The sequence below is a fragment of the Sphingomonas sp. IC-11 genome, assembly GCF_021043365.1.
GTDB lineage: Bacteria > Pseudomonadota > Alphaproteobacteria > Sphingomonadales > Sphingomonadaceae > Sphingomonas.
On the sequence record NZ_JAJNDU010000004.1, the window covers coordinates 79,638 to 99,961 of the forward strand.

Below are 20,324 nucleotides of genomic sequence, written 5' to 3' on the forward strand. Positions count from 1 at the left end.
GCCATGGTGGACCGGATCGCCATCACCGGCGCGGCGGGCTTCATCGGCAGCGCGCTTGCGGCCCGCCACGTGGCGGAGGGCGCGTCCGTACACGCGCTCGTCCGCCCGGGCACCGCCATTCACCGGCTGGTTCCCGGCACCACGGTCCACCGGCTCGACCTGTCCGATCATCCCGCCGTTCGTCAGAAGCTGGCAGAGATTTCACCGACGATCGTCTACCATCTCGCTACCTCCACCGGCCGCACGCCCACCCCTGATCTTGCCAATGATCGGCTTACCGTTGTTCGGGATCTCGATGTACTGCTCGGCCTGTTGTCGGCCGCCGCCGCCCTTCCTGCCCCGCCGCGCGCGTTCGTGCGCGCGGGCACATTGGCGGAATATGGCGACGGGCCGATCCCGTCGCGGGAAAGCCAGCGTGAACGGCCGAAGAGCGCTTACGCCGGCACGATGGTGGCGGCATCCCAACTCGCGACCGCGATCGGGCGCCATTTGCCTTTTCCCGTGCGGACCGCACGGCTGGCCCTCACCTATGGCCCGCATCAGGCCACCACGTTCCTGATCCCGTGGCTGATCGAGCGGTGTCTCGCGGGCGAGCCTGCGTTCATCCGGTTTCCCGAACAACGCCGTGACCTCATCTTCGTTGAGGATGTGGTAAGCGGGCTCATAGCCACGGCTCGCTCGGATCATCCCGCTGCCGGCCTGGTCAATCTCTCCACCGGCATTGCCCCCACCATGGCCGAAGCTGCCGAGATCGTCGCCCGCTGCTGCGGATCCGACCCTCAACTCATCCGCATCGCCGATGATCGCGGTGGATGGGGCGCGGACATGGCGCCCCAAGTGGTGCTCGGTGACACTGCCCGCGCGCTCGCCACCCTGGGCTGGCGCGCCTGCTATTCTCTGGAAGCCGGGCTGCGGCGCACGGTCGATGCGCTGCGCAACGAAAAGGTAGCGGCATGACCGAAGCCACGCTTGTTTCCGTCCTCGTTCCTGCCTTCAACGAGGAGGAGAACGCCGAGAAGGCGTATAACGCGATCACCACTGTGTTCGATCAGCTGCCTGATTACGCGTGCGAGATCATTTTCACGGACAATCATTCCACGGATCGCACGTTTCCGATCTTGCGTGATCTCGCCAGCCGGGATCCCCGCGTGCGGGTGATCCGCTTCGCACGCAACTACGGTTACCAGCGATCGCTGCTGGTCGCATATCAGAACGCGCGCGGCGCCTGCTCAGTACAGATCGATTGCGATCTTCAGGATTCGCCCGAGCATATCCCGCAGATGCTGGCGCTTTGGCGCCAGGGGCATCAGGTGGTTTACGGCATCCGGCGCTCTTTGGCGGATCCCGCGCCAGTCGCCGCCGCGCGCCGCCTGTTCTATCGCGGGTTGAGCGCATTGAGCGACGATGATCTCCCCATCGACGCCGGAGAATTCCGGCTCGTCGATGCACGGATCCTGGCCGAACTCCGCTCCGTTCGGGACACCAGCCCCTATCTTCGCGGCATGATCAGTTCGATGGGATTCTCCCAGGTCGGCTTCGCTTATGATCGCGTCGCTCGCACTGCGGGTCACAGTAAGTTCCCGATGCGCAAGATGGTCGCGCTTGCCATGGACGGCCTGCTCAACCATTCGCTGGTGCCGCTCCGGATGGCGTCGGGCGTCGGCATCGCTGTCGGCGTCGCTACCATTCTGCTGATGGTCGGCTACCTCGCCGGCCGCCTCTTGTTCGGGCAGCAATGGCCGGCAGGTTTTGCGACCACCACCATTCTGTTGCTGCTCGGTATCACGCTGAACGCCGTTTTCCTCGGCATCATCGGCGAATATCTCGGCCGCATGTTCCTGGAGATCAAAGGGCGGCCCGCACCCATCGTCGAGGTTCAACTCAATGGTGCGGGGCCGCTGTCGCTTGATCCGGAAGTCGTGCCGCTGCGCCCCGCTTCTACCGAGCAGCGCCGCCCGGCCTGACATAGAGGACGCTTCCGTCGCGATCCTCGCGGCCAGATCGGCGCGGCGGCAGGGCGACCGCCCGGTAACCGGCCTTGATCGCAAACGCCGCCAGTCCCGGATCAAGCGTTGCGTCGAAGCCGGTCAGGACCGCGGCCGGTCTCGCCTGCCGGAACACCTCGTCCATGGCCGCTCGTGATTCCGGGTGACGGAAATAGGCGCGCTCGTTTGCCGGCACGAACTCCATGGCACGCAGGACGAACGGCCCGAGCGCCAGCTGCGGATAGACGCTGCCACCGCCCTCCGCCACATGCAACGGCCCGGCGGTGGCGATTGGGCCTGGTCCTTGCACCAGAGCCGCGATCTTCTCCGCCTCGCGATGGACCGCAATTCCGGTCCAGCGCTGCGGACGAACCCCGTCCAATAGCGAGGGCAGTGTCACCGGAATTCCCGCCAGCGTGATTGCACCTGCGGCAGACCAGAACACCGGCGCGGCCAATGCCCGCTCCGCCACGCTCATCCGGCGTACCGTTACGGCGAATACCATCAGCAGGAACGGGATCGGCAGCGTATAATATTGGCTGAACGCGGGCGTCGGCACAAAGGAGATTGCGGCTGCCAGGAACAGCATGGCCAGCAGGGTCGCGAGGATCCCGTCGCGTGATCGCAACAGCCGCGCCTGCACGGCCGAGTAGATCAAGACCGCGATCAGGACGAGCGAGGCACCGCCCAGCCAGACACCGCTTGCCACGATGAACTTGGCGCGTGGCGTGATCGCCGGCGCAGCTTCGCGTGAGATTTGGGACCAGAAGCCAAGCTGTGGCCCTCGATGGAAGCTGACGGTGTGAACGAAGAAACTCGCGGGATCCTGCGCCAGAAAATACAGGGTCGGCAGCAATCCAATGATGGCTCCCACCGCCATCGGCAGCGCGAACCGCACCAGCCGTTGGCGCCAGGGAAGCTGAGCCGGCATCAACAGAGCGGCCGCGCCCATCGGGGCGATGACCACGGCGTAATTGGCCTTCATCCCGGCCGCCGTCGCAAGCAGCAGGCCGGTCAGGAACGCCAGCTTGGGCTGGCCGCCCTCGTCGACCGACCGGACAAACGCCCACAATCCCCACAGGATCAGCGGAACCGGCAGGAAATTGTTGGTGGCCGCCATCCCTGTCTGGTCAAGAAACACGGGGTTGAACAGTAGCGCCGCCATGATGATCGCTGCGGCCGACGTGCTGCCGGCAATGTCCCGCCCGATACGCCACGCAGCAAGCGTTGCCGCGATCCAGCCGACCGCAATGATCAGGCGGGCAACCAGCACGTAATGGGTGGTACCAAGCGCATCGAAGACGATGCTGAACAGCAACGGCAGGTTTGGCAGGTGGCTGAAGCCGAAGTTCTCGTACATGCCCGGAGAGAAAAGCACCCCGCCCATGATGTAGAATTGCTCATCGCGCTTCAGCGGAAAGGTCAGAACGCGCGCGATGACCAGCAACAGCGCGCCGCAAGCGATCATCACCGTGATGAACCGGACCCTTTGCTCGCTCACGCTGGGCCGCGGGCTTTCCGCAACGATGATCGGCGCGTCCTGCATGTGTAGAGCTCCTGAACTTGCCCCATGGTGTAGATACAAACATTCCATGGTGCAGAGTTCAGGCGGGTTAGCCCGTCCGAACCGGCGCGCGGCGCGCGCCTCTGGCCTAGTTTCGGACAGTCATGTTTCATCGCGCGACGGAGGGTCCGTGCCTACCGCAACCCAGTTTTTCGGCCGACCACTAGAACGCGTGTCAAAGCGTTACGAGGCGCGCTTCTTTGGTTCGCTCAAGACCGCCAATGCCACCTTCAAGCGAACCGAGGCGGGCCGGATGGCAGCGGTCGACGCGCAGGTCGTGCGACGGCTGGCGGCGTCGGGCAGCCGTATCACCGAGCTGCTCGACCTCGGCATTTCCTCGGGAACGACGACAATCGAGTTGATCAATGCACTGCGCCAGGCGGGGCAGCTCCCGCGGGTGACTGGGACTGATCGGCTGATCCACGCCAATCTCGTCTCTCTCCCCTGGGGCTGCCGCGCGCTGGTCGAGCCTGGCGGGCATGTTCTTCAATATGACGTGTTCGGCGCTCCCATCCGTCCTTGGCGGCGGCGGCTCGATTATGTCACCGGCATGGCCGCGCTCGGAAATGCAACCAACCGGCTGCTCGGCCCGCACGTGACACACGCACCCGCCGGAACGCCGGTTGCCCTCGTCTCCCCCCACCTCGCGCGGATGAAGAACGTCACCTTGATCGAGGATGACGTCACCCGGCTCAACCCCGGCCTGATCGGCCGTTTCGATCTGATCCGGGCCGCGAACTTGCTGAACCGCCACTATTTCTCCGCCGAAGAGATGGCGAAGGCAGTCGCAAACGTCCGCACTTATCTACGCGGGCCCGGCGCCTGGCTGCTGGTCGTTCGCACCCACAATGCCGCTGATCATCACGGCACCCTCTCTCGGGTTGCCGCTAATGGCGAGCTAGAGGTCGTCGAGCGTTATGGCGCCGGCTCGGAAGTGGAGGATCTGTTCACCGCCAGCGAACGATCCGCCTGATCCGGCACACCGCGAGCCGACGGGAGCAGGCTGGCGGTTACTCGATCTGCTTGCCCGCGAGTCGGGCCTTATGCGCGTAATCGAGGAAAGCCTCCAGGTTCGCCCAGCCATCGCCGTTGCGGTCCTGCCACGCGTCGTTGCGAGTCGGGTCCAGCCCGTTGCTCCGTTCCCAAGCGTCCGACATGCCGTCCCGATCGGAGTCGCGATAGGGCGTGCCTGGCGCAAGCACCGGCAACGTCCGATCCGGCATCCCGATCCGCCCCGTCCGCGTGCGAACTTCATAGATGATCCGCTGGTCCACCCCGTCGCGCGGCATGGCGCCGGCCCCCTCCAACACCTGGGTGTAGCTCTCGCGTGCCGGTTGCGGCACCACGGTCAGCGGGCAAACCGGCGCCGACACGCGCGCCTCTTCGGCCACGGGTGCCACGATCAGGCCGGCACCATCCATGACATTGCCATCGAAAAAGATCCGCGCCTCTCCCTTGGAGCCGACCCGCGGCCGATCAAGGACATAAGCGACCTCGGACGTGCTCGGTCCGCGACGATAATAATTGCCCACCACATTGGCGGGCGTCCCGCCGTAGCTTTCCCACACTTCGGTGAATTGCAGCGCGGCATCATAAAGGACGTTGTTGACTACCTCGACGCAGCTTCCCGGCGCGAAGTTCACGTCGGGGTTGCGATCGCCGTTATGCGCGCAAAGGTTGTGCAGAAAGCTGACTTGCTGGGGCCCTTTGGGATCACTGGACAGCAGGGCGCATTTGTCATGCCGGGGCGTGCCGCGCGCGAAGATCGACCATGAAATCGTCACCCGATCATTCTGGGCATATCCCCCCATATTTTCGTCCCGCGCCCAGCTGGCGCTGACGTGATCGAGAATGACGTCCCTGCTCCCCTCGATGATGAACGCGCTGTCCGACGCTCGCTGCTCGCCATCCCGGTCGTTCCTCACGCGGATGTGCCGGACCACCACATCATGGGTGTTCTTCACGACGAAGGGCGTGGTGGCGCCCTTGCCGCCCGCATGCGCGAGGATGATCCCGTCTCCGGGCGCCGTCTCACCAGCGATGGTGATGTAGGGGTTTCGGATGATCGGCCGCACGCTGGTATACCGGATCAGGCCGGACACACGAAACACGCAGACCCTTGGTCCCTCGGCATCGATACAGGCCCGCAGGGAACCCGGGCCCGCGTCGGCCAATGTAGTGACAGCCAGGATCCGCCCGCCACGCCCGCCTTTCGCCGCTCGCCCGAACCCCTCTGCGCCCGGGAAGGCGAGTGGCGCGTCCTGTGACACCGGCTGAAGCGCGGCCACGTTCCTGGTTTGCGAGGATTGCGCATCGCAGCTCGACAAGGGCGCTGTCAGCAGCAGAATAGGCAGAGCCCGCTGCGTGAGACCGCTAGAAACGGGCACGAACGCCAACTTGCAGGAGGCCTCGCGAAAACTCATCCAGCGGGATCGTGGCATCGCGCCTGGACAAGGTGGCGTCCCCGAAAAGCGAAAATCTGCGCGTTGCGAGATACTCGGCGCCCACCCGTCCCTGCACAATATCCTGCTTGTCACCCGCGCCGCGGAATACCGATCTGCGCCAGCCGACTTCACCGGATAGCAGGAGGTTGTGGCGAGCTTCCTGCTCAATCGACGCCGACACCCGCGTGTCCGTACGCCCGGACGCGCCAACGCGAACGGTGGCAACATCCCCGCGGAAGGCGGCAATGGTCACCTGGGTGCGCGCACGCGGCGTCCAGGTGACTTGTCCATCTACAGCGAAGCCAGTGTAGGGGCGAAGCGAAGGATCGTCGGGTTCGGAACGGAAAACGCCAACGCCCATGCTCCCCCGCACGCGCGCGTTCACCTCGCGACTCGCGCCGAGCAACGCGCCATACGTGGTCACGTCCCGGTCCACACCGGCAAAATCGCGGCGCAGATCGGCATCCCGGCGCGTAATGAAGCCTTCCAGAAAGAACGCCACCGGCGCCGCCGGCTGCCAGGTTGCGCGGGCGGTGGAGCGATACACACGCAAATCCCGATCGCGCTCGGCCGGGTCAAGAAAGTCGATCCGGTCGGCACCGGGCGAAAGCCTGAACGAGAAATCGCCGGCGCGCGCAGTATAGCCAATCCCGGCCGACAGAACGTTGATCTTGCGCGGCGGCACCGTGATCGGGGCGCGCGCTTCGGGATCGGACCGCGGCTGCACCGACCGGTCGAACTTGAACGTCGCGTCCAACCCCTGTTGCGGGGAGAAGCGGGCTGCTCCTTCCAGCAGAAGGCCGAACAGAAAGGCATCCTCGCGCGTCACGCTGACATGCTGGCGCGCTTCGGCATAGGCAATTCCATGGGCGGACAGACCAGCATCCTGCAACGTCACGTCAATGGAGGGTCGCAGCACAAAAATGCCGTCATCTTGCGCCCTGGTGGACGTGGCATAGACGTTCGTGTCGTAGATCGCTGAGCCGTCTACCGAAATCAGCATTTCGGCCGGGCCGACATGGTGGACGATCGGCTCGAAGCCCGGCCTGGGAAGATTGGCCGGTGAGCCGCCACGCTGGGTGGTCTGTGCGATGCCTGACGCCATCGGCAGGCCAATCGCGACCGCGGCCATGACAAGCCGGGAGCCGCTCACTCCACGCTTCCGATCTGATTTCATGATCAGAACCATGCCTCCGGCACGCGGATGGTATCGCCCGGCATGATCCTCGTGACCATGCTGGCACGGCGCTCAACGTCCGTCCCGCTGCGCGTTACCGCTGCGGCCTTGGTGCTGGCCCGGAACGTATAGCCTCCGGCGATCGCGACGGCGGTGGTGACGGTCATGCCCGGCACGTAGGGATATTGTCCTGGCTTTTGGACTTCGCCCAGGATGTAGATCGGGCGATACTTCACCACCTGTACGCTGACGCTTGGTTTCGTCGCGAGCTCGCGACTAAGCAATTGGCTGCTGATCGCCGCCTCAAGTTCTGCGGGCGTGCGTTGATCGGCTTTGATTGTTCCAAGCAGGGGAAGAGAGATCGTTCCATTGTCTGCCACAGTGTAGACATTGGCCATTTGGTCGAAGCCGAATACTGCAAGTCTCAGGTCATCGCCCGGTCCCAGACGATAACTACCCGGAGCCGCGGACTCTATCGAGGAAAGGTGCGAAACGCCGTTCGAACAACCCGAAACCAGCAGAGGCAAGCTAAGTGCCAACGAAGCGGCGATCGTGCGCATGACGGAACCTCCAGGATCGGAATTTTCTCCATCAATGCTAAGCGATTTCTATTCAGACCCTAGCTGGCCATCCGGACACCTGCCGTTTCGCAGGAAGTAATCTGTTCGGGGTAATACTTTCGGTTCGCCGGTGGGCGAGCGCAACGCCCGTCGCCAGGATGAGCGGCACTGCCCAGTTGCGCGCATACATGTGCGGAGAGGCCATCGAGAACGCGATAAAGGGTAGCGCCACCGCCATGACAAGCGCGCAGGCCGCACGGTCGTCGCGCCAGCGGTGCAATGCAGCGGCGATGGGAACCATGATCATCATCAGCCAGCCAAGAAGCGCCGGCAGTCCGCCCTCGGCCCAAAGCAGCAGATAGATGTTGTGGACGGGCGCCTTGCTCGCCGAGATCTCGCGATACCGATCGACACCTATTCCGATCAGCGGGTGCGAATCGACGAGCAGCCAAGCCTCTTTCATCAGCTCCCAGCGACCCACAAACGTCCCCGCCTGCGCGATGTCCCCGTTCTCCAGGGCAAGGCCCACCCGCGCCTGGAAGACCGCCGGAACCGGTGCCCCGATCAGGAAGATGGCGACGGCGAGCAGAACCAATGCTGCGATCGGTCGCCAGTTACGCCGCCCGCCCGCAAGGACCCAAAATGTCGCAGTCGCAGAGCTTGTGGCGACAAAACCCGTGAACGATCCGGACAGCAACAGTCCGATGATCAGCACCGCAAGGAAGACCGTCACGAGGAAGGGTGAGATTCGCCCCAGCCGTCCAAGGTAGAGAACGAAGGGAACCGTCATGGCAATCAGGGCGGCATTCCAGTTCGCGTCCGCCATGAACGCCCCCAGACGATGCGCGCCGCTGATAAATTCATGCGACAGGTTCATCGTCGCGTCGCGGGATCCGCCCGTGTACCAGTAGACCAGCGCTCCAAAGCCTTCCATGGCCACGACGCCAAGCACGATGGCGACGCAGCGACGATGCATCACTTCCCGGTCCACATCGATGCACACCAGCGGCAGCAACGCATAAGCGGTCGCATATTGCAGCGAAACGATCATCCAGCGCATCGGCGTGTCGTTGACGACGCTTCCCACCAGAAGACCGGCCAGCAGAAGGAAGAGCCCGAAGAGCCAGGGCACCGTCAACGACTGCATGGGCTGGGGGTTGAGCGCTCCGCCGGCCAGCCTCAGAAGCAGCGCCATCAGGAACAGACTGTCGCTCAGCGTGAAGAGAATGTCGGGCACCGGGCGCCAGGTGATATAGGCGGAGAAGAAGATCGCCGCGAGCAACAGCGCCTCTCCAGTACCGCGCATCGTGATGACGAAGCGCTGATACTGCCAGCCCGGGGCCGCATCTCCCCTCATGCGGCCTCCCCCGGGTCGCGCGACCAGCTTTGCCGGCTTGATTCGTTCACTGGGGCGGAGCGGGGATGGCTCGCGCCCTCATGGCTGGGGTCCCTCACCCATCCGGCGGGCTGCGCTCCTCCCCGATGCCGGATGCATGATCGCCACGTCCGAGCGGACGCGCTGCGATCAAGCTGACGGCCGATCGTGCCGGCCGTTCGCGTCCAGAGGATCTCAGGCTTCATTATCGACTATCCTGAAGGAGCTCAGCGCGTGGCCTCGGCGATCACGGAGGCCGTGCGCGCAGCCATGTCCTCCATCTGCTCCGCATCGAGGGTAGGATCGACGGGGAACATGAGGCTTGTTTCACCAAGCATTTGGCAGACCGGCAATCGGCGCTCGGGAACCGAGGAGCTCCCATCGAACGCGCGCTCGCGATATATTTCGGGGCAGATCCCGCTTCCCGCCGGTACGCCAGCCGCAATCAGGCGCGACAGCACCAGATCACGGGAATACCCCGGTCTCAGCTCTTCTGGCCGGAGAAAGGCATAATATTTGTAATAGGCATGTCCAACGTCGGCGGGCGGGAGTGTCAGTCGCACGCTCGGCAGATGGGCCAATGCTCGGTTCAGGCGTTCGGCATTGGCTCGCCGCGCCGTTAGCCATCCCTTGAGCTTGCCCAGCTGCAGCAATCCGATCGCGGACTGCATTTCGGTAAGCCGAAGGTTGGTGCCCAGCCGCTCGTGCAGCCAACGGAACACGCCGGGCGATCCGCTCACGGATCCATGCAGGGGCGACTTGCCATGATCCTTGCGCGACCAGGCGGCGGACCATGCTTCCTCATCCCGCAGGAGAAGCAGCCCCCCCTCCCCTCCCGTCGACATGATCTTGTCCGTACAAAAAGAAAACGCGGCGGCATCACCAAACGACCCCGCAACCCCGCCCCCCAGCGTCGCTCCATGCGCCTGTGCGCAATCTTCGATAAGTTTCAGCCCCAATTCCCCAGCAAACCGCGCAATCGCCGCGATCTCACAAGGCCAACCCGCAATATGAACCGCGATGATCGCTTTCGTCCTTGGCGTCAGCGCCGCCGCAACGCTCTCCACCGTCAGCCCTTGCGTGTCCGAATCCACGTCTGCGAAAATAGGTGTCGCCCCAACAGCAGCGACGCAGCTCGCAGAAGCGATAAAGCTTCTGGCCGGAACAATCACCTCGTCGCCCGGCCCGAGCCCCAAAGCATGGAGAGCAAGTTCCAGCGCCAATGTGCCATTCGCGACGGCGATTGCGTGCGGCAGACCGACGAGCCTGGCGAACGCCGTCTCGAAAGCGGCCGTTCGCTCGCCATGATGCAGAGCATTGACCCGGCCGGAGCGTAGAACATCGGAGACTATACCGATCTCATCCGTTTCATGAACGGGCCAGCGGCTTGTGATTGGGGCAGTGGAACGCGGCTGAAGATCGATGCGAACTGCTTCTTCAACGGCTACTCTGTCAGCGAGCGCCACAGCTACCGATGCCCTCATGTGGATGGACATCATTGTCCTCCTGCACTGACAAGCCGGATGGCGGGTATCTGCTCCCTTTCGGCAGCAGGAACATTGGTGATGACGTTGTCAGCCAGTAGGTCGCGTGCCAACGTGCCGCAGGTAGCGTCGTCACCTGCGATGGCCGCTGTCTCAATCGCGTCGAAAGTAGATGCCAAGAGACTGATCGGAAGCGCATCCGGCATGGCTTCGAACACGCCAGGCATTGTGGACGGCAGTTGCTCCTCGTCCTTGTCGAAGAGTTCTTCGTAAAGCTTCTCCCCCGGTCGTAGCCCTACAATCTCAATCGCCACGTCGATGTCTGGCTCAAGTCCCGCCATGCGGATCATCCGGTGAGCGACATCGATGATCTTCACGGGTTTGCCCATGTCCAGAACGTAGATCCTGCCACGCTCCAGTTCGCCACCCATTCCGCGCGCAGAGCTGTGCAGTACCAGCTGCACTGCTTCGTGAACGGTCATGAAGAACCGGCACATGTCAGGATGAGTGACAGTAAGTGGCCCGCCGCGACTCAACTGCCGCTGGAACAAGGGGATCAAAGATCCGCTGGAACCAAGTACATTTCCGAACCGCACCGTCATGAAGCGCGGCGCATCGCCGCGGCCTGCGCCAGCGAGGTCAAGCGCCTGACAATAAAGCTCACCGAGCCGCTTAGTGACACCCATGAACCCGACTGGGTTAACCGCTTTATCGGTAGACACCTGCACCATCGCGCGTGCGCCAAAGCGTCGGACGGCATCGGCGACATTACGGGTGCCAACGACATTGGTCAGCATTCCCGCAGAGAGGTTAGCCTCAACCAGCGGCACATGCTTCAACGCCGCGGCATGGTAAACCAGTTCAGGCCGATGGCGTTCGAAGATACGCATCACTTGCTGCCGCTGGCGGATCGAGCAAAGCAGCGACTGCCGAGGCAAATCCGGAAAGTTTTCGCGCATCTCGATATCGACTTCGTAGAGCGCGAGCTCACTTGCATCCAAGAGCAGTAACTCAGCAGGCTTGAGTGCCGCTATCTGCCGTACAAGTTCGCGTCCGATCGTTCCGCCAGCTCCGGTAACCATGACCCGCCGGCCGGCGACTGCGGCGGACACAGCCGTACCATCCAGTTGCTTCTGAGGACGACCAAGAAGGTCAGCAATGTCGAAGTAGCGGAAGTCGATCTCCGAGCGCCGACGCTGGTCCAGCGTCGCGAAACCCACGGGATAGGCCACGGCAAGACCAAGTTGTTGGGCGCCTGCGATGATCCCCACCATCGCGGCGCCGCGCAGCCTTTCTGGATCACCAGCGAACAAAAGACACTCGGGGCGGCGGCCACTGGACTCAAGCCGATCGACCACCTTGGCGAGCTCGCCATAGCCACCCAGGATCGGAACGCCGCGGATTCTTGCGCGTCGATGGATACCAAGATCGCCTAGAACGCCGATCGGCCGAAATCCGCTCTCCGGATGAGCTTCGAGGTGCCGCAGCATCGCATCGATATCGTCACCCGCGCCGATGATCAGCGCCGGCCTAGGCGCACCCGTCGCGCTGTAGCTGGGCACTGGCGGCTTGACGGTGCCGCGAAGGAAGCTGCCGGTGAGACGCCAAAGCATCCTCGGTGCCCCAAGAAGGACAACAAGCAGGAACCACATGATAATGGGGATGGATCGCGGCATCCACCCAGTTTGGCCAGTAACGACCAGGCCGATTACAAAGGCCACAATCGCCACCGTCGCGGCCTCGATGATCGCGACGAGATCTGCCACGGATGAGTACGACCATAGACGTCGCTGGAGGCCAAACATCCGGAACGTCGCTGCGGCGACAAGCATGAAGCATGGCACCGACCACGGCGCCTTGCTCAAGATATCGTATGCGAGTGGCTCGCCGACGCGAAGTTCGATCGCCCCGACAAGCGCTATTGCAGCCGCTAGAAGGTCACTGGCCAACACAGCGGAGGAGCGCGCCAGAGGGCGAAGAGCTTCGGGTTGCTCGTTTTTAAGCATCCAGGCACCTCATTGCTCATTCAAGGTGCCAGCCTACATCCGCTCCCTTCGTCCCACTCTTGCGCATCGGACCAGATGTCAGCGCATTCGCATTCCTCAGATCAGCCCTTTGGATCTTTGTCGGTCCGAATGGACGATTCAAATGGTTCCATGAACCGTACCCGATCGGATGGACGCACACGGCCGGCCCCATACTGATCAGACGAAGCGCGATCCTACCTCAAATGGCTGATGATCCAAATGCCGCTTTCTCGATCCAAGGCGCCGACCTTACTTTGATCGAAATGAAAAGCTGAACTCACCGGTAAATGCACTTACCGCCATATTCGGTCTTAGTTTGCCAGTTCACAGCGCCTATTCGGTTTCCGCTGACACCGGCCTTTTAAAACCGAGTATGGATCTCTTCTGGGATGTATATTGGCGATGAATCATCAATTACACTGCGCCAGTCCCGGTGGAACAGTGGCACATTTCGCCACCAGCTTGGACATCGGCGGCGCCCAAGCGATGTTGCGCAAACTGGTGGGTCACTCTGACGGTCGCACCGACGCTCTGTCTCACGCCATTGTTTCGCTACTTCCGCCGGGAGCGTTCTCACCTGTTGGCACGAGATGCCCAGTGTACTCGCTGTACATGCCGCGAGGACGATTACCGAGCATATCGTCGTTGATGCGACTCTTGCGCATCACCAATCGCTTGCGTCCCGAGATCCTGCAGGGCTGGATGTATCACGGCAACCTGGCCGCTTCGCTGGCGTCCATCGTAAGCCCCGGTGCCGGTCCGGTTCTGTGGAACGTGAGGCACTCCCTTGCCGATGCCTCGGTCGAAACACGTACCACGCGTGCGCTTCTGGCGCTGAGTGCCCGGCTCTCAAGTCGAACAGCGGCGATTTTATACAATTCGCAGACCGCTGCGCGTCAACACGAACGTATAGGGTTCGATCCTGCTCGTTCAGTTTACATTCCCAACGGATTCGATTGTACAGCCTATCACCCCGACAAGGCACGTCGCGCGCTCCTGAGCAACCTTTTCGCTGTTCCTGACGGGCGGACATGCGTCGCCGTTATCGGGAGATGTCATCCCATGAAGGATCATGTCTCCGCCGTCGAAGCCGCGCGGCGTGTGATCGACAGCCGCCGCAACATCCATTTGCTCCTTGTTGGTCCGGGTATGGATAGCCCGCCTTCCGACCTCCGATCCGCCATCGCTTCCCTGGGTGACCGCATCACTGTGGTAGGTGCGAGAACCGATGTTGCCGATTGGCTGCCGGGAGTCGACATGCTGATGCTTTCTTCGGCTTGGGGCGAAGCCTTTCCCAACATCCTCGGTGAAGCCATGGCGTGTGGGGTGCCTTGCGTGGCGACGAATGTCGGCGACAGCTCACTAGTGATCGAGGATACTGGCCTGATCGTACCTCCCTGCGATCCGGATGCGCTCAGTCAAGCCCTTACACGCATGTACGACGGCGGTCCGACAGAGCTGGCACGGCGTGGAATGGCAGCCCGGCGCAGAGTCGAAGAGAACTTCGAACTTGGAGCTATCGCCGCTCGATACAGAAGATTGTATCAATCAGTCCTTCATGGGTCGCGCACTTCTACTCAACTGTCGGCGCAGAATGCCTCGCAAGCGCAGGCGGCACTGCCATGAAGAAGATTATCGTTGTCGCAAGCCTCGCATATTCACTCGTAAACTTTCGTGGAGCTCTTCTGCGCAAACTGATCGACGAAGGCTACGAGGTTATTGCGTGCGCGCCTGACCGAGACGAAGCCGTCATGGCGACATTGCTGAGATGGAACATTCAGTTCCTTACCGTACCGATGGATCGGACCGGAAAGAACCCGCTTTCGGATCTCGCGACCCTGAAGGCTGTAACCGCGATCTTCCAACGCGAACGCCCGGACGTCGTACTTGCGTATACGCAAAAGCCGATCATCTACTCCGGTATCGCTGCCAGACTGGTTGGCGGCATCGACTTTTACCCCATGGTTAGCGGCCTCGGCCATGTCTTCAGCGAGGGCGGGACAATGGCTAGAAGCGCTCTACGGCAACTCGTTACGATCCTCTACCGGGAGGCTCTGCGCAGAGCGCGCTGTGTCTTCGTCTTCAACAGCGACGACGCCGGCGAACTTCGACGGCAGAAGATCTTGTTCCAGCAGCCGGTTATGCAGGTACCGGGTTCGGGAGTAGACACCGCGCATTTCACGTTGCAGCCACTCCCCCAGGGCAACTTCAAGTTCGTGCTTATCGCCCGCCTGATGCGCGATAAGGGACTTGAGGAGTTCGTTGCGGCGGCTCGGGCTCTGCGCACGCAATGGCCCGGCTCAGTGTTTCAGATCGTAGGTCCGCTCGACCCCAATCCGACAGGTATAGTACGAGCAGAAATCGCGACGTGGGAAAACGAAGGGGTCGTCCAGTATTTGGGAGAGACGCGGGACGTACGGCCTTTCCTGAGCGAAGCGTCAGTTTTCGTCCTGCCGTCCTATTATCGGGAGGGCCTGCCCCGCTCTATCCTGGAGGCGATGGCTACTGGCCGAGCAGTCATCACGACCGACATGCCAGGATGTCGCGACGCAGTTGTTGATGGGGTTACTGGCTTTGTCATTCCGCCGCGCCATCCCGCTGCGCTCATTCAAGCAATGCTTCGCTTTCGAAGTGACCCCGGTTTGGCTGCCCGAATGGGCGCAGAGGCGCGAGCTCGAGCTGAACGCCATTACGCGGTGGACCTCGTGAACGAAATGCTGGTTCGTGCGGTCGCGAAACATCGTGAGGGGAGCGATCGCGGAATCGATCGGCGGCATGTACTCGATAAGATTGTGGCAGGCGTGGCACTGATCCTGGCGCTACCAGTCATGTTCGCGGTCGGTGCTGTGGTTCTGGCATCGCTTGGCAGACCTGTATTCTTCGAGCAGCAGCGCACCGGCCGCGACGGCAAGCCGTTTATTCTGCGCAAATTCCGGACCATGCGCGAGGAATATGATACGGTGGGCGCACCCCTATCGGATGCCGCTCGACTGACGTCGACTGGCCGTTTTCTGAGGCGCACGCGCCTGGACGAACTTCCGCAACTTTTCGCGATACTACGGGGTGACATGGCGCTTGTGGGGCCGCGCCCCCTACTTCCTGAAACAGTGGCGTCATTGGGCGAAGCGGGGCGTATCCGCGGAAGAGTTCGTCCCGGTTTAACGGGATGGGCCCAGGTAAACGGAAACACTTTGCTAAGCGACGCAGAGAAAGCGGCTCTGGACGGGTGGTACATCGCCAATCGCTCTCTGCGACTGGACCTAAGCATCATCTTGCGAACAATCGGCACCATCTTTCTCGGCGAGCACGTACGGAAAGATATTATAGAGAGGGCTTATGCGGGCGCTACTAATCGGCGCGGTTGAGGGGACCCGAGTGGCGCTGGACGCGATCGCGAATGCTCCTGGTTGGACGCTCGCGGCAGTGGCATCGCTGCCCATTGAACGGGCGTCCCGCCATTCGGACTTCGTCGATCTGGCGCCGGGAGCCGACGCGGCCTCGGCGCAGCTTATCCGGGTGACGGATGGAAACTCAGCGGATTTCATCGAACAAGTTCGAGCGATCGCGCCGGACTTCACATTCGTGATTGGCTGGTCGCAGCTATGCGGGCCAGCCCTCCGTCAGGCAGTGAATGACCGAGTTGTCGGTTATCATACGGCGGCCCTGCCCAGACTTCGCGGGCGAGCAACGATTCCTTGGACGATCTTGCTTGATGAAAAGATCACCGGATCAACGCTATTCCGTATCGACGATGGGGTCGACAGCGGCCCGATCCTCTCTCAACGCTTCTTTCACGTCGCGCCCGATGAGACGGCCGCATCTTTGTACAGCAAGCACATGGCCGCACTGGGATCGATGATGATAGAGCTTCTGCCCGCACTGGCGGTGGGCGCCGCGGTTGAAACACCACAAGACGATCGGCTTGCGACATGGGCCGCGCGACGACGTCCGTCCGACGGATGGATTGACTGGACTCGGGCGGCCGCCGACGTGGACCGGTTGGTCCGCGCAGTTGGGCGCCCGTATCCCGGCGCGACCACGGTCAGTTCAACCGGACCGATGACGATCTGGCGCACGGAGCGCTTCGCGGGCACGGATCGCTACCATGCGCTTCCCGGCCAAGTGCTCGACCGGGATGAAAGCACCTTCGTTGTGCGTTGCGGTGATGGCGAAGCGTTGCGGGTGTTAGAGTTCAGCGGAGCAGCCATACCGCCCCTCCACACTCACCTCCGAGCGGCCTCGTGACGGCACCGCTACCCGGCCCAGTGCTGGTCATCGCCCCCCACCCAGACGACGAAGTGCTCGGTTGTGGCGGGACGATCGCCCGACTGGCTGACGCGGGAACCTCTGTCCACATCGGGGTCGTCACGTCAGGCAAACCCCCCCGATTCGACCCGGCTCAGGCCGCTGCCGTTCGCGCTGAGGCGGCCGTTGCCCATGACATGCTTGGCGTCGAAGAGACTCACTGGCTCGACCTACCCGCGGCCGCGCTCGACCAAGTTTCGCACGGCGACATAAATGCCGCTATAGACTTGATCGTCCGCCGTGTTCGTCCATCAACAATGCTCATCCCGTTCTTGGGCGACCTTCACGTCGATCATCAAATTGTATTTCGCTCCTCCCTTGTCGCAGCAAGGCCGCGGTCATCGGCGGCGCCAATCTGCGTCATGGCATACGAAACCTTATCTGAAACAAACTGGGGCGCGCCTGGAATTGACCCTCAGTTCTCGCCCAACTGCTTCATCGACATCGAAACTTACCTCAACCGGAAAATCGAGGCCTTTCTCGCTTTCCGGTCTCAGGTCCGCCCATTCCCTGACGAAAGATCGCCCGAGACGATCAGAGCCTTGGCCACGCTCAGAGGAGCGACGGTTTACCGTGCTGCCGCTGAGGCTTTCTGCGTCGTTCGAGAGATACGATGATGCCGTTGGAAACATGCGCCCATGTGACCATCCTGCTAAGCTCTGCCGGCCGGCGGGTTGCACTTCTGGAAGCATTTCGATCTGGCGCCAGAGAACTCGGTATTGAACTGACTGTTATCGCGACTGACATGAACCCTCAATGGAGTGCTGCCTGCCGGATCGCGGATCACGCGGCAGTAGTCCCCGCGGCAGGAGATCCCCGCTTCGTTGAGGAGACGGCGGCGCTTTGCGAGCAATATGGCGTAGGGCTTATAGTGCCCACCATTGACCCCGAACTACCAGTGTACGCGGCGGCGCTTGATGTGTTTGAACGAGCCGGGACGCGCATCCTGGCAGATCCAGACTTGATCGGCCTTTCGAGCAACAAACTGGATACTGCCCGTTGGTTAGCCGCCATTGGAGTCCCAGTCCCCCTCACCCAGGCGATTGAAGCCGTGAGATGTGGGATGCCGATGACTTGGCCGGCAATCGTCAAGCCGGCATATGGCAGCGCAAGCCGAGGAGTTAGCGTCGCCCACACGCTGAATGATCTTCCCGGAGCTTGGTCGGAACCGATGGTGGTTCAGCAACAGCTTATTGGCGAGGAGTGGACCGTAAACGCCTTTGTCGACAGTCGCGGAGTTCTGCGGACAGTTGTTCCTCATAGGCGCGTCGCAGTGCGGGCAGGCGAAGTGGAGAAAGGCGTCACGCAGCGGGTTCCCGCATTTCGAGACGTCGCGGAACAGATCGTCAGCCATTTGCCGTCTCCAGCAGGGCCGTTCTGCTTTCAGGCCATCATCGAACCGGACGGAACTATTGGCGTCTTTGAGATCAACGCTCGGTTCGGCGGTGGCTACCCGCTTGCAGACAGAGCCGGCGCCACATTCGCCAAATGGTTGCTTGCTGAAACGGCTGGTCTTCCGGTCGAAGCTGCCGACGATTGGATCGAAGGGATGACGATGCTCCGGTACGACGCAGCCGTCTTCGGGATGCCATGCGCATAACATCTATCGTTTTTGATCTCGATGACACGCTCTACCTAGAGCAAGATTATGTACGCAGCGGCATCCGGGCGGTCGGGGAGTGGTTTGCCAAGCGCACCGGAATAACGGAATTTGCAGAAACGGCAGAACGCCTTTGGGGAGCGGGCCGCCGGCAGATGTTATTCGACGCAACTCTGCAAGACATGGGCATCGCAAACTCACAAGCGATGATACATGAGCTTGTTGAAACGTACCGAAACCATCCTCCGGTCATCGCACTTGCCAATGACGCGCTCGACCTGCTTGCAAGCGGAAGCGAGTACAGATTTGCACTCATCACTGATGGAATTGCATCCACGCAGCGGCAGAAAATCGAAGCATTGGGGCTGTCGCGGTTTGGTTTCGACCCAATCATTGCCACAGGTGACTTAGGTATCGGCTTCCACAAGCCGCACCGTCGCGCTTTCGAGGCCGTCATGGAAAGCCATCGGATCGAGTCCTCAGCGATCGTTTACGTGGCGGACAATCCCGCCAAGGATTTCTTGGCGCCAAAGGCGCTTGGATGGCGAACGATCCAGATCGATCGGCCGGCAGCAGTTCACCCCCGAACGCCTCCTGATCCTGATCATGCCGCGGAAGCTCACATCACAACGCTGGCGGATCTGCATGCGACGCTACAATATCTGTTGGATGTTCGCCGCTGATGCGCGTCGCCTTCGTTCTTGCGGCGTTGCAGGCCGGGGGCGCGGAACGAGTCGTGGCGGAAGTGTCGGCAGGGATGGTGGCCAAAGGTTGGTCGGTCGAGATCATTACCTTTGATCATCCAGACGACCCTATCTACCACCCTCTTGACCCGCGAGTGTCTTGCACTCGACTCGCTTTGCCGAACCAGGGGGGCGGAGTTCGAGGCGCCATTCGCTCGATACGCCGAATAGCGGCCCTCCGCCGCATCTTGCGTGAGCGTAAAACAGACACGGTGATTGCGTTTCTGACAAAGATAAACGTCATAGCTCTGGCCGCAGGCTGGGGATTGGGTCGCAGCATCATCGTATCCGAGCGGAATAACCCGCTTCGGCAGAAAGCCCATCCGGCCTGGAATCAACTGACGTCATTACTGTACGCTCGCGCTTCAAGAGTTGTGATCATGAGTGAGCGCAGCCGCCAAGCACTGCCTCGAGCAAGCCGTGCGCGTGCCGCCATCATTCCTAATCCGGTCCGGCCTGGCGGTCTCCGTACAGTCTCCCGAACAAAAGCCTTTGTCGCTGTCGGTCGACTAACTCAACAGAAGGGCTTCGACATCCTTCTCGAAGCATTTGCTGCGATTTCTCCCGGTCTGCCAGACTGGCAGCTCATCATCTTTGGCGAAGGTCCGGATCGAGATGCGCTCGAGCACCAGCGCGCTCACTTGGGCTTGCAGGATCGCGTCCTTCTCCCAGGCGCCACACCTGTGCCCGGAAGCTGGATCGATAAGACGTCCATCTTCGTTCTGTCGTCACGGTACGAGGGCTGGCCCAACGCCTTGGCAGAGGCACTCGCCGCCGGCCTTCCGGCAATTGCGTTCGATTGCGATTTCGGCGCGGCCGAGATGGTCAAGGACGATGCCACCGGCGTGTTGGTACCTGCAGAGGATACAGATGCGCTCGCGTCCGCCATGTATAGCCTTGCACTGGACCCTCATCGGCGAGCGCGTCTTGGCAGTACCGCTTCGCAACAGATGATTTGCTATTCGCCCGACCGGATCGTTGATCGCTGGTGCAGCCTGGTTGAAACCGCCTAAGCGGCGAAACCGTCCCCTTTCTTGCAGTACAGCCGAATTTTGCGGTG

17 protein-coding genes are annotated in these 20,324 nt (G+C 61.8%); 10 read left to right on the forward strand and 7 right to left on the reverse strand.

The window, feature by feature from the left end; genetic code table 11:
* Window positions 1-3: 3 nt before the first annotated feature.
* Both LQ954_RS12705 and LQ954_RS12710 read left to right on the forward strand, forming a co-directional pair.
* The gene (locus LQ954_RS12705; protein ID WP_231023461.1) at window positions 4-957 is read left to right on the forward strand and encodes an NAD-dependent epimerase/dehydratase family protein; all 954 of its coding nucleotides are present in this window, start codon (window positions 4-6) and stop codon (window positions 955-957) included.
* Complete coding sequence (locus LQ954_RS12710) at window positions 954-1,964, forward strand: glycosyltransferase family 2 protein (RefSeq protein WP_227772609.1); 1,011 nt, start codon at window positions 954-956, stop codon at window positions 1,962-1,964. The genes LQ954_RS12705 and LQ954_RS12710 overlap by 4 nt, the downstream gene beginning before the upstream one ends.
* Here the strand turns inward: LQ954_RS12710 and LQ954_RS12715 are convergent.
* Entirely contained in the window at window positions 1,939-3,531 is a 1,593-nt protein-coding gene (locus tag LQ954_RS12715) for a hypothetical protein (RefSeq protein ID WP_231023462.1), read from the reverse strand. The genes LQ954_RS12710 and LQ954_RS12715 overlap by 26 nt on opposite strands.
* Before the next feature lie 190 nt (window positions 3,532-3,721).
* Here LQ954_RS12715 and LQ954_RS12720 point away from each other — a divergent pair, with 190 nt between their 5' ends.
* Window positions 3,722-4,522: a hypothetical protein gene (locus tag LQ954_RS12720; protein WP_231023464.1), complete on the forward strand. Its 801-nt coding sequence runs from the start codon at window positions 3,722-3,724 to the stop codon at window positions 4,520-4,522.
* A gap of 37 nt (window positions 4,523-4,559) precedes the next feature.
* Here LQ954_RS12720 and LQ954_RS12725 read toward each other — a convergent pair whose 3' ends face one another.
* From LQ954_RS12725 to LQ954_RS16280, 6 genes are all read right to left on the reverse strand, one after another.
* Window positions 4,560-5,837 carry a pectate lyase family protein gene (locus LQ954_RS12725; protein WP_231023466.1) on the reverse strand — a complete coding sequence of 426 codons (1,278 nt, stop codon included), beginning with the start codon at window positions 5,835-5,837 and terminating at the stop codon, window positions 4,560-4,562.
* 85 nt (window positions 5,838-5,922) lie between these two features.
* Window positions 5,923-7,146, reverse strand: coding sequence for an outer membrane beta-barrel protein (locus LQ954_RS12730; RefSeq protein WP_231023467.1), 1,224 nt, complete (start codon window positions 7,144-7,146; stop codon window positions 5,923-5,925).
* 26 nt (window positions 7,147-7,172) lie between these two features.
* Window positions 7,173-7,730: a polysaccharide biosynthesis/export family protein gene (locus tag LQ954_RS12735; protein WP_231023469.1), complete on the reverse strand. Its 558-nt coding sequence runs from the start codon at window positions 7,728-7,730 to the stop codon at window positions 7,173-7,175.
* Window positions 7,731-7,782: 52 nt separating this feature from the next.
* Window positions 7,783-9,087, reverse strand: coding sequence for an O-antigen ligase family protein (locus tag LQ954_RS12740; protein WP_231023470.1), 1,305 nt, complete (start codon window positions 9,085-9,087; stop codon window positions 7,783-7,785).
* Window positions 9,088-9,332: 245 nt separating this feature from the next.
* A complete protein-coding gene (locus LQ954_RS12745) occupies window positions 9,333-10,601 on the reverse strand; it encodes a DegT/DnrJ/EryC1/StrS family aminotransferase (RefSeq protein ID WP_231023471.1) in 1,269 nt (422 codons plus the stop codon).
* Window positions 10,601-12,355 (reverse strand): polysaccharide biosynthesis protein, encoded by a 1,755-nt coding sequence (locus LQ954_RS16280; RefSeq protein WP_231023472.1) that lies wholly within the window; start codon window positions 12,353-12,355, stop codon window positions 10,601-10,603. Before LQ954_RS16280 ends, LQ954_RS12745 begins: the two co-directional genes overlap by 1 nt.
* Before the next feature lie 747 nt (window positions 12,356-13,102).
* Between LQ954_RS16280 and LQ954_RS12755 the strand changes: the two genes are divergently transcribed.
* From LQ954_RS12755 to LQ954_RS12785, 7 genes are read left to right on the forward strand one after another with little or no spacing between them, the layout of a single operon-like run.
* Window positions 13,103-14,242: a glycosyltransferase gene (locus tag LQ954_RS12755; RefSeq protein ID WP_269142320.1), complete on the forward strand. Its 1,140-nt coding sequence runs from the start codon at window positions 13,103-13,105 to the stop codon at window positions 14,240-14,242.
* A complete protein-coding gene (locus tag LQ954_RS12760; RefSeq protein WP_231023473.1) occupies window positions 14,239-15,981 on the forward strand; it encodes a sugar transferase in 1,743 nt (580 codons plus the stop codon). Before LQ954_RS12755 ends, LQ954_RS12760 begins: the two co-directional genes overlap by 4 nt.
* Window positions 15,953-16,861, forward strand: a complete 909-nt coding sequence (locus LQ954_RS12765; protein WP_231023475.1) for a formyltransferase family protein — start codon at window positions 15,953-15,955, stop codon at window positions 16,859-16,861. The genes LQ954_RS12760 and LQ954_RS12765 overlap by 29 nt, the downstream gene beginning before the upstream one ends.
* A gap of 20 nt (window positions 16,862-16,881) precedes the next feature.
* Complete coding sequence (locus LQ954_RS12770) at window positions 16,882-17,538, forward strand: PIG-L deacetylase family protein (RefSeq protein WP_227772620.1); 657 nt, start codon at window positions 16,882-16,884, stop codon at window positions 17,536-17,538.
* Entirely contained in the window at window positions 17,535-18,521 is a 987-nt protein-coding gene (locus LQ954_RS12775; protein WP_231023477.1) for an ATP-grasp domain-containing protein, read from the forward strand. The genes LQ954_RS12770 and LQ954_RS12775 overlap by 4 nt, the downstream gene beginning before the upstream one ends.
* Complete coding sequence (locus LQ954_RS12780) at window positions 18,512-19,204, forward strand: HAD family hydrolase (protein ID WP_227772622.1); 693 nt, start codon at window positions 18,512-18,514, stop codon at window positions 19,202-19,204. Before LQ954_RS12775 ends, LQ954_RS12780 begins: the two co-directional genes overlap by 10 nt.
* Complete coding sequence (locus LQ954_RS12785) at window positions 19,204-20,277, forward strand: glycosyltransferase family 4 protein (RefSeq protein WP_231023479.1); 1,074 nt, start codon at window positions 19,204-19,206, stop codon at window positions 20,275-20,277. The genes LQ954_RS12780 and LQ954_RS12785 overlap by 1 nt, the downstream gene beginning before the upstream one ends.
* Window positions 20,278-20,324 lie beyond the last annotated feature (47 nt).

Bases quoted from the DNA above. Each gene is read 5' to 3' on its own strand.
- LQ954_RS12740 (WP_231023470.1), bottom strand. From the start codon at position 9,087: ATGAGGGGAGATGCGGCCCCGGGCTGGCAGTATCAGCGCTTCGTCATC.
- LQ954_RS12735 (WP_231023469.1), bottom strand. From the start codon at position 7,730: ATGCGCACGATCGCCGCTTCGTTGGCACTTAGCTTGCCTCTGCTGGTT.
- LQ954_RS12715 (WP_231023462.1), bottom strand. From the start codon at position 3,531: ATGCAGGACGCGCCGATCATCGTTGCGGAAAGCCCGCGGCCCAGCGTG.
- LQ954_RS12710 (WP_227772609.1), top strand. From the start codon at position 954: ATGACCGAAGCCACGCTTGTTTCCGTCCTCGTTCCTGCCTTCAACGAG.
- LQ954_RS12775 (WP_231023477.1), top strand. From the start codon at position 17,535: ATGATGCCGTTGGAAACATGCGCCCATGTGACCATCCTGCTAAGCTCT.
- LQ954_RS12760 (WP_231023473.1), top strand. From the start codon at position 14,239: ATGAAGAAGATTATCGTTGTCGCAAGCCTCGCATATTCACTCGTAAAC.
- LQ954_RS12705 (WP_231023461.1), top strand. From the start codon at position 4: ATGGTGGACCGGATCGCCATCACCGGCGCGGCGGGCTTCATCGGCAGC.
- LQ954_RS12780 (WP_227772622.1), top strand. From the start codon at position 18,512: ATGCGCATAACATCTATCGTTTTTGATCTCGATGACACGCTCTACCTA.
- LQ954_RS12765 (WP_231023475.1), top strand. From the start codon at position 15,953: ATGCGGGCGCTACTAATCGGCGCGGTTGAGGGGACCCGAGTGGCGCTG.
- LQ954_RS12785 (WP_231023479.1), top strand. From the start codon at position 19,204: ATGCGCGTCGCCTTCGTTCTTGCGGCGTTGCAGGCCGGGGGCGCGGAA.
- LQ954_RS12745 (WP_231023471.1), bottom strand. From the start codon at position 10,601: ATGTCCATCCACATGAGGGCATCGGTAGCTGTGGCGCTCGCTGACAGA.
- LQ954_RS12755 (WP_269142320.1), top strand. From the start codon at position 13,103: ATGTTGCGCAAACTGGTGGGTCACTCTGACGGTCGCACCGACGCTCTG.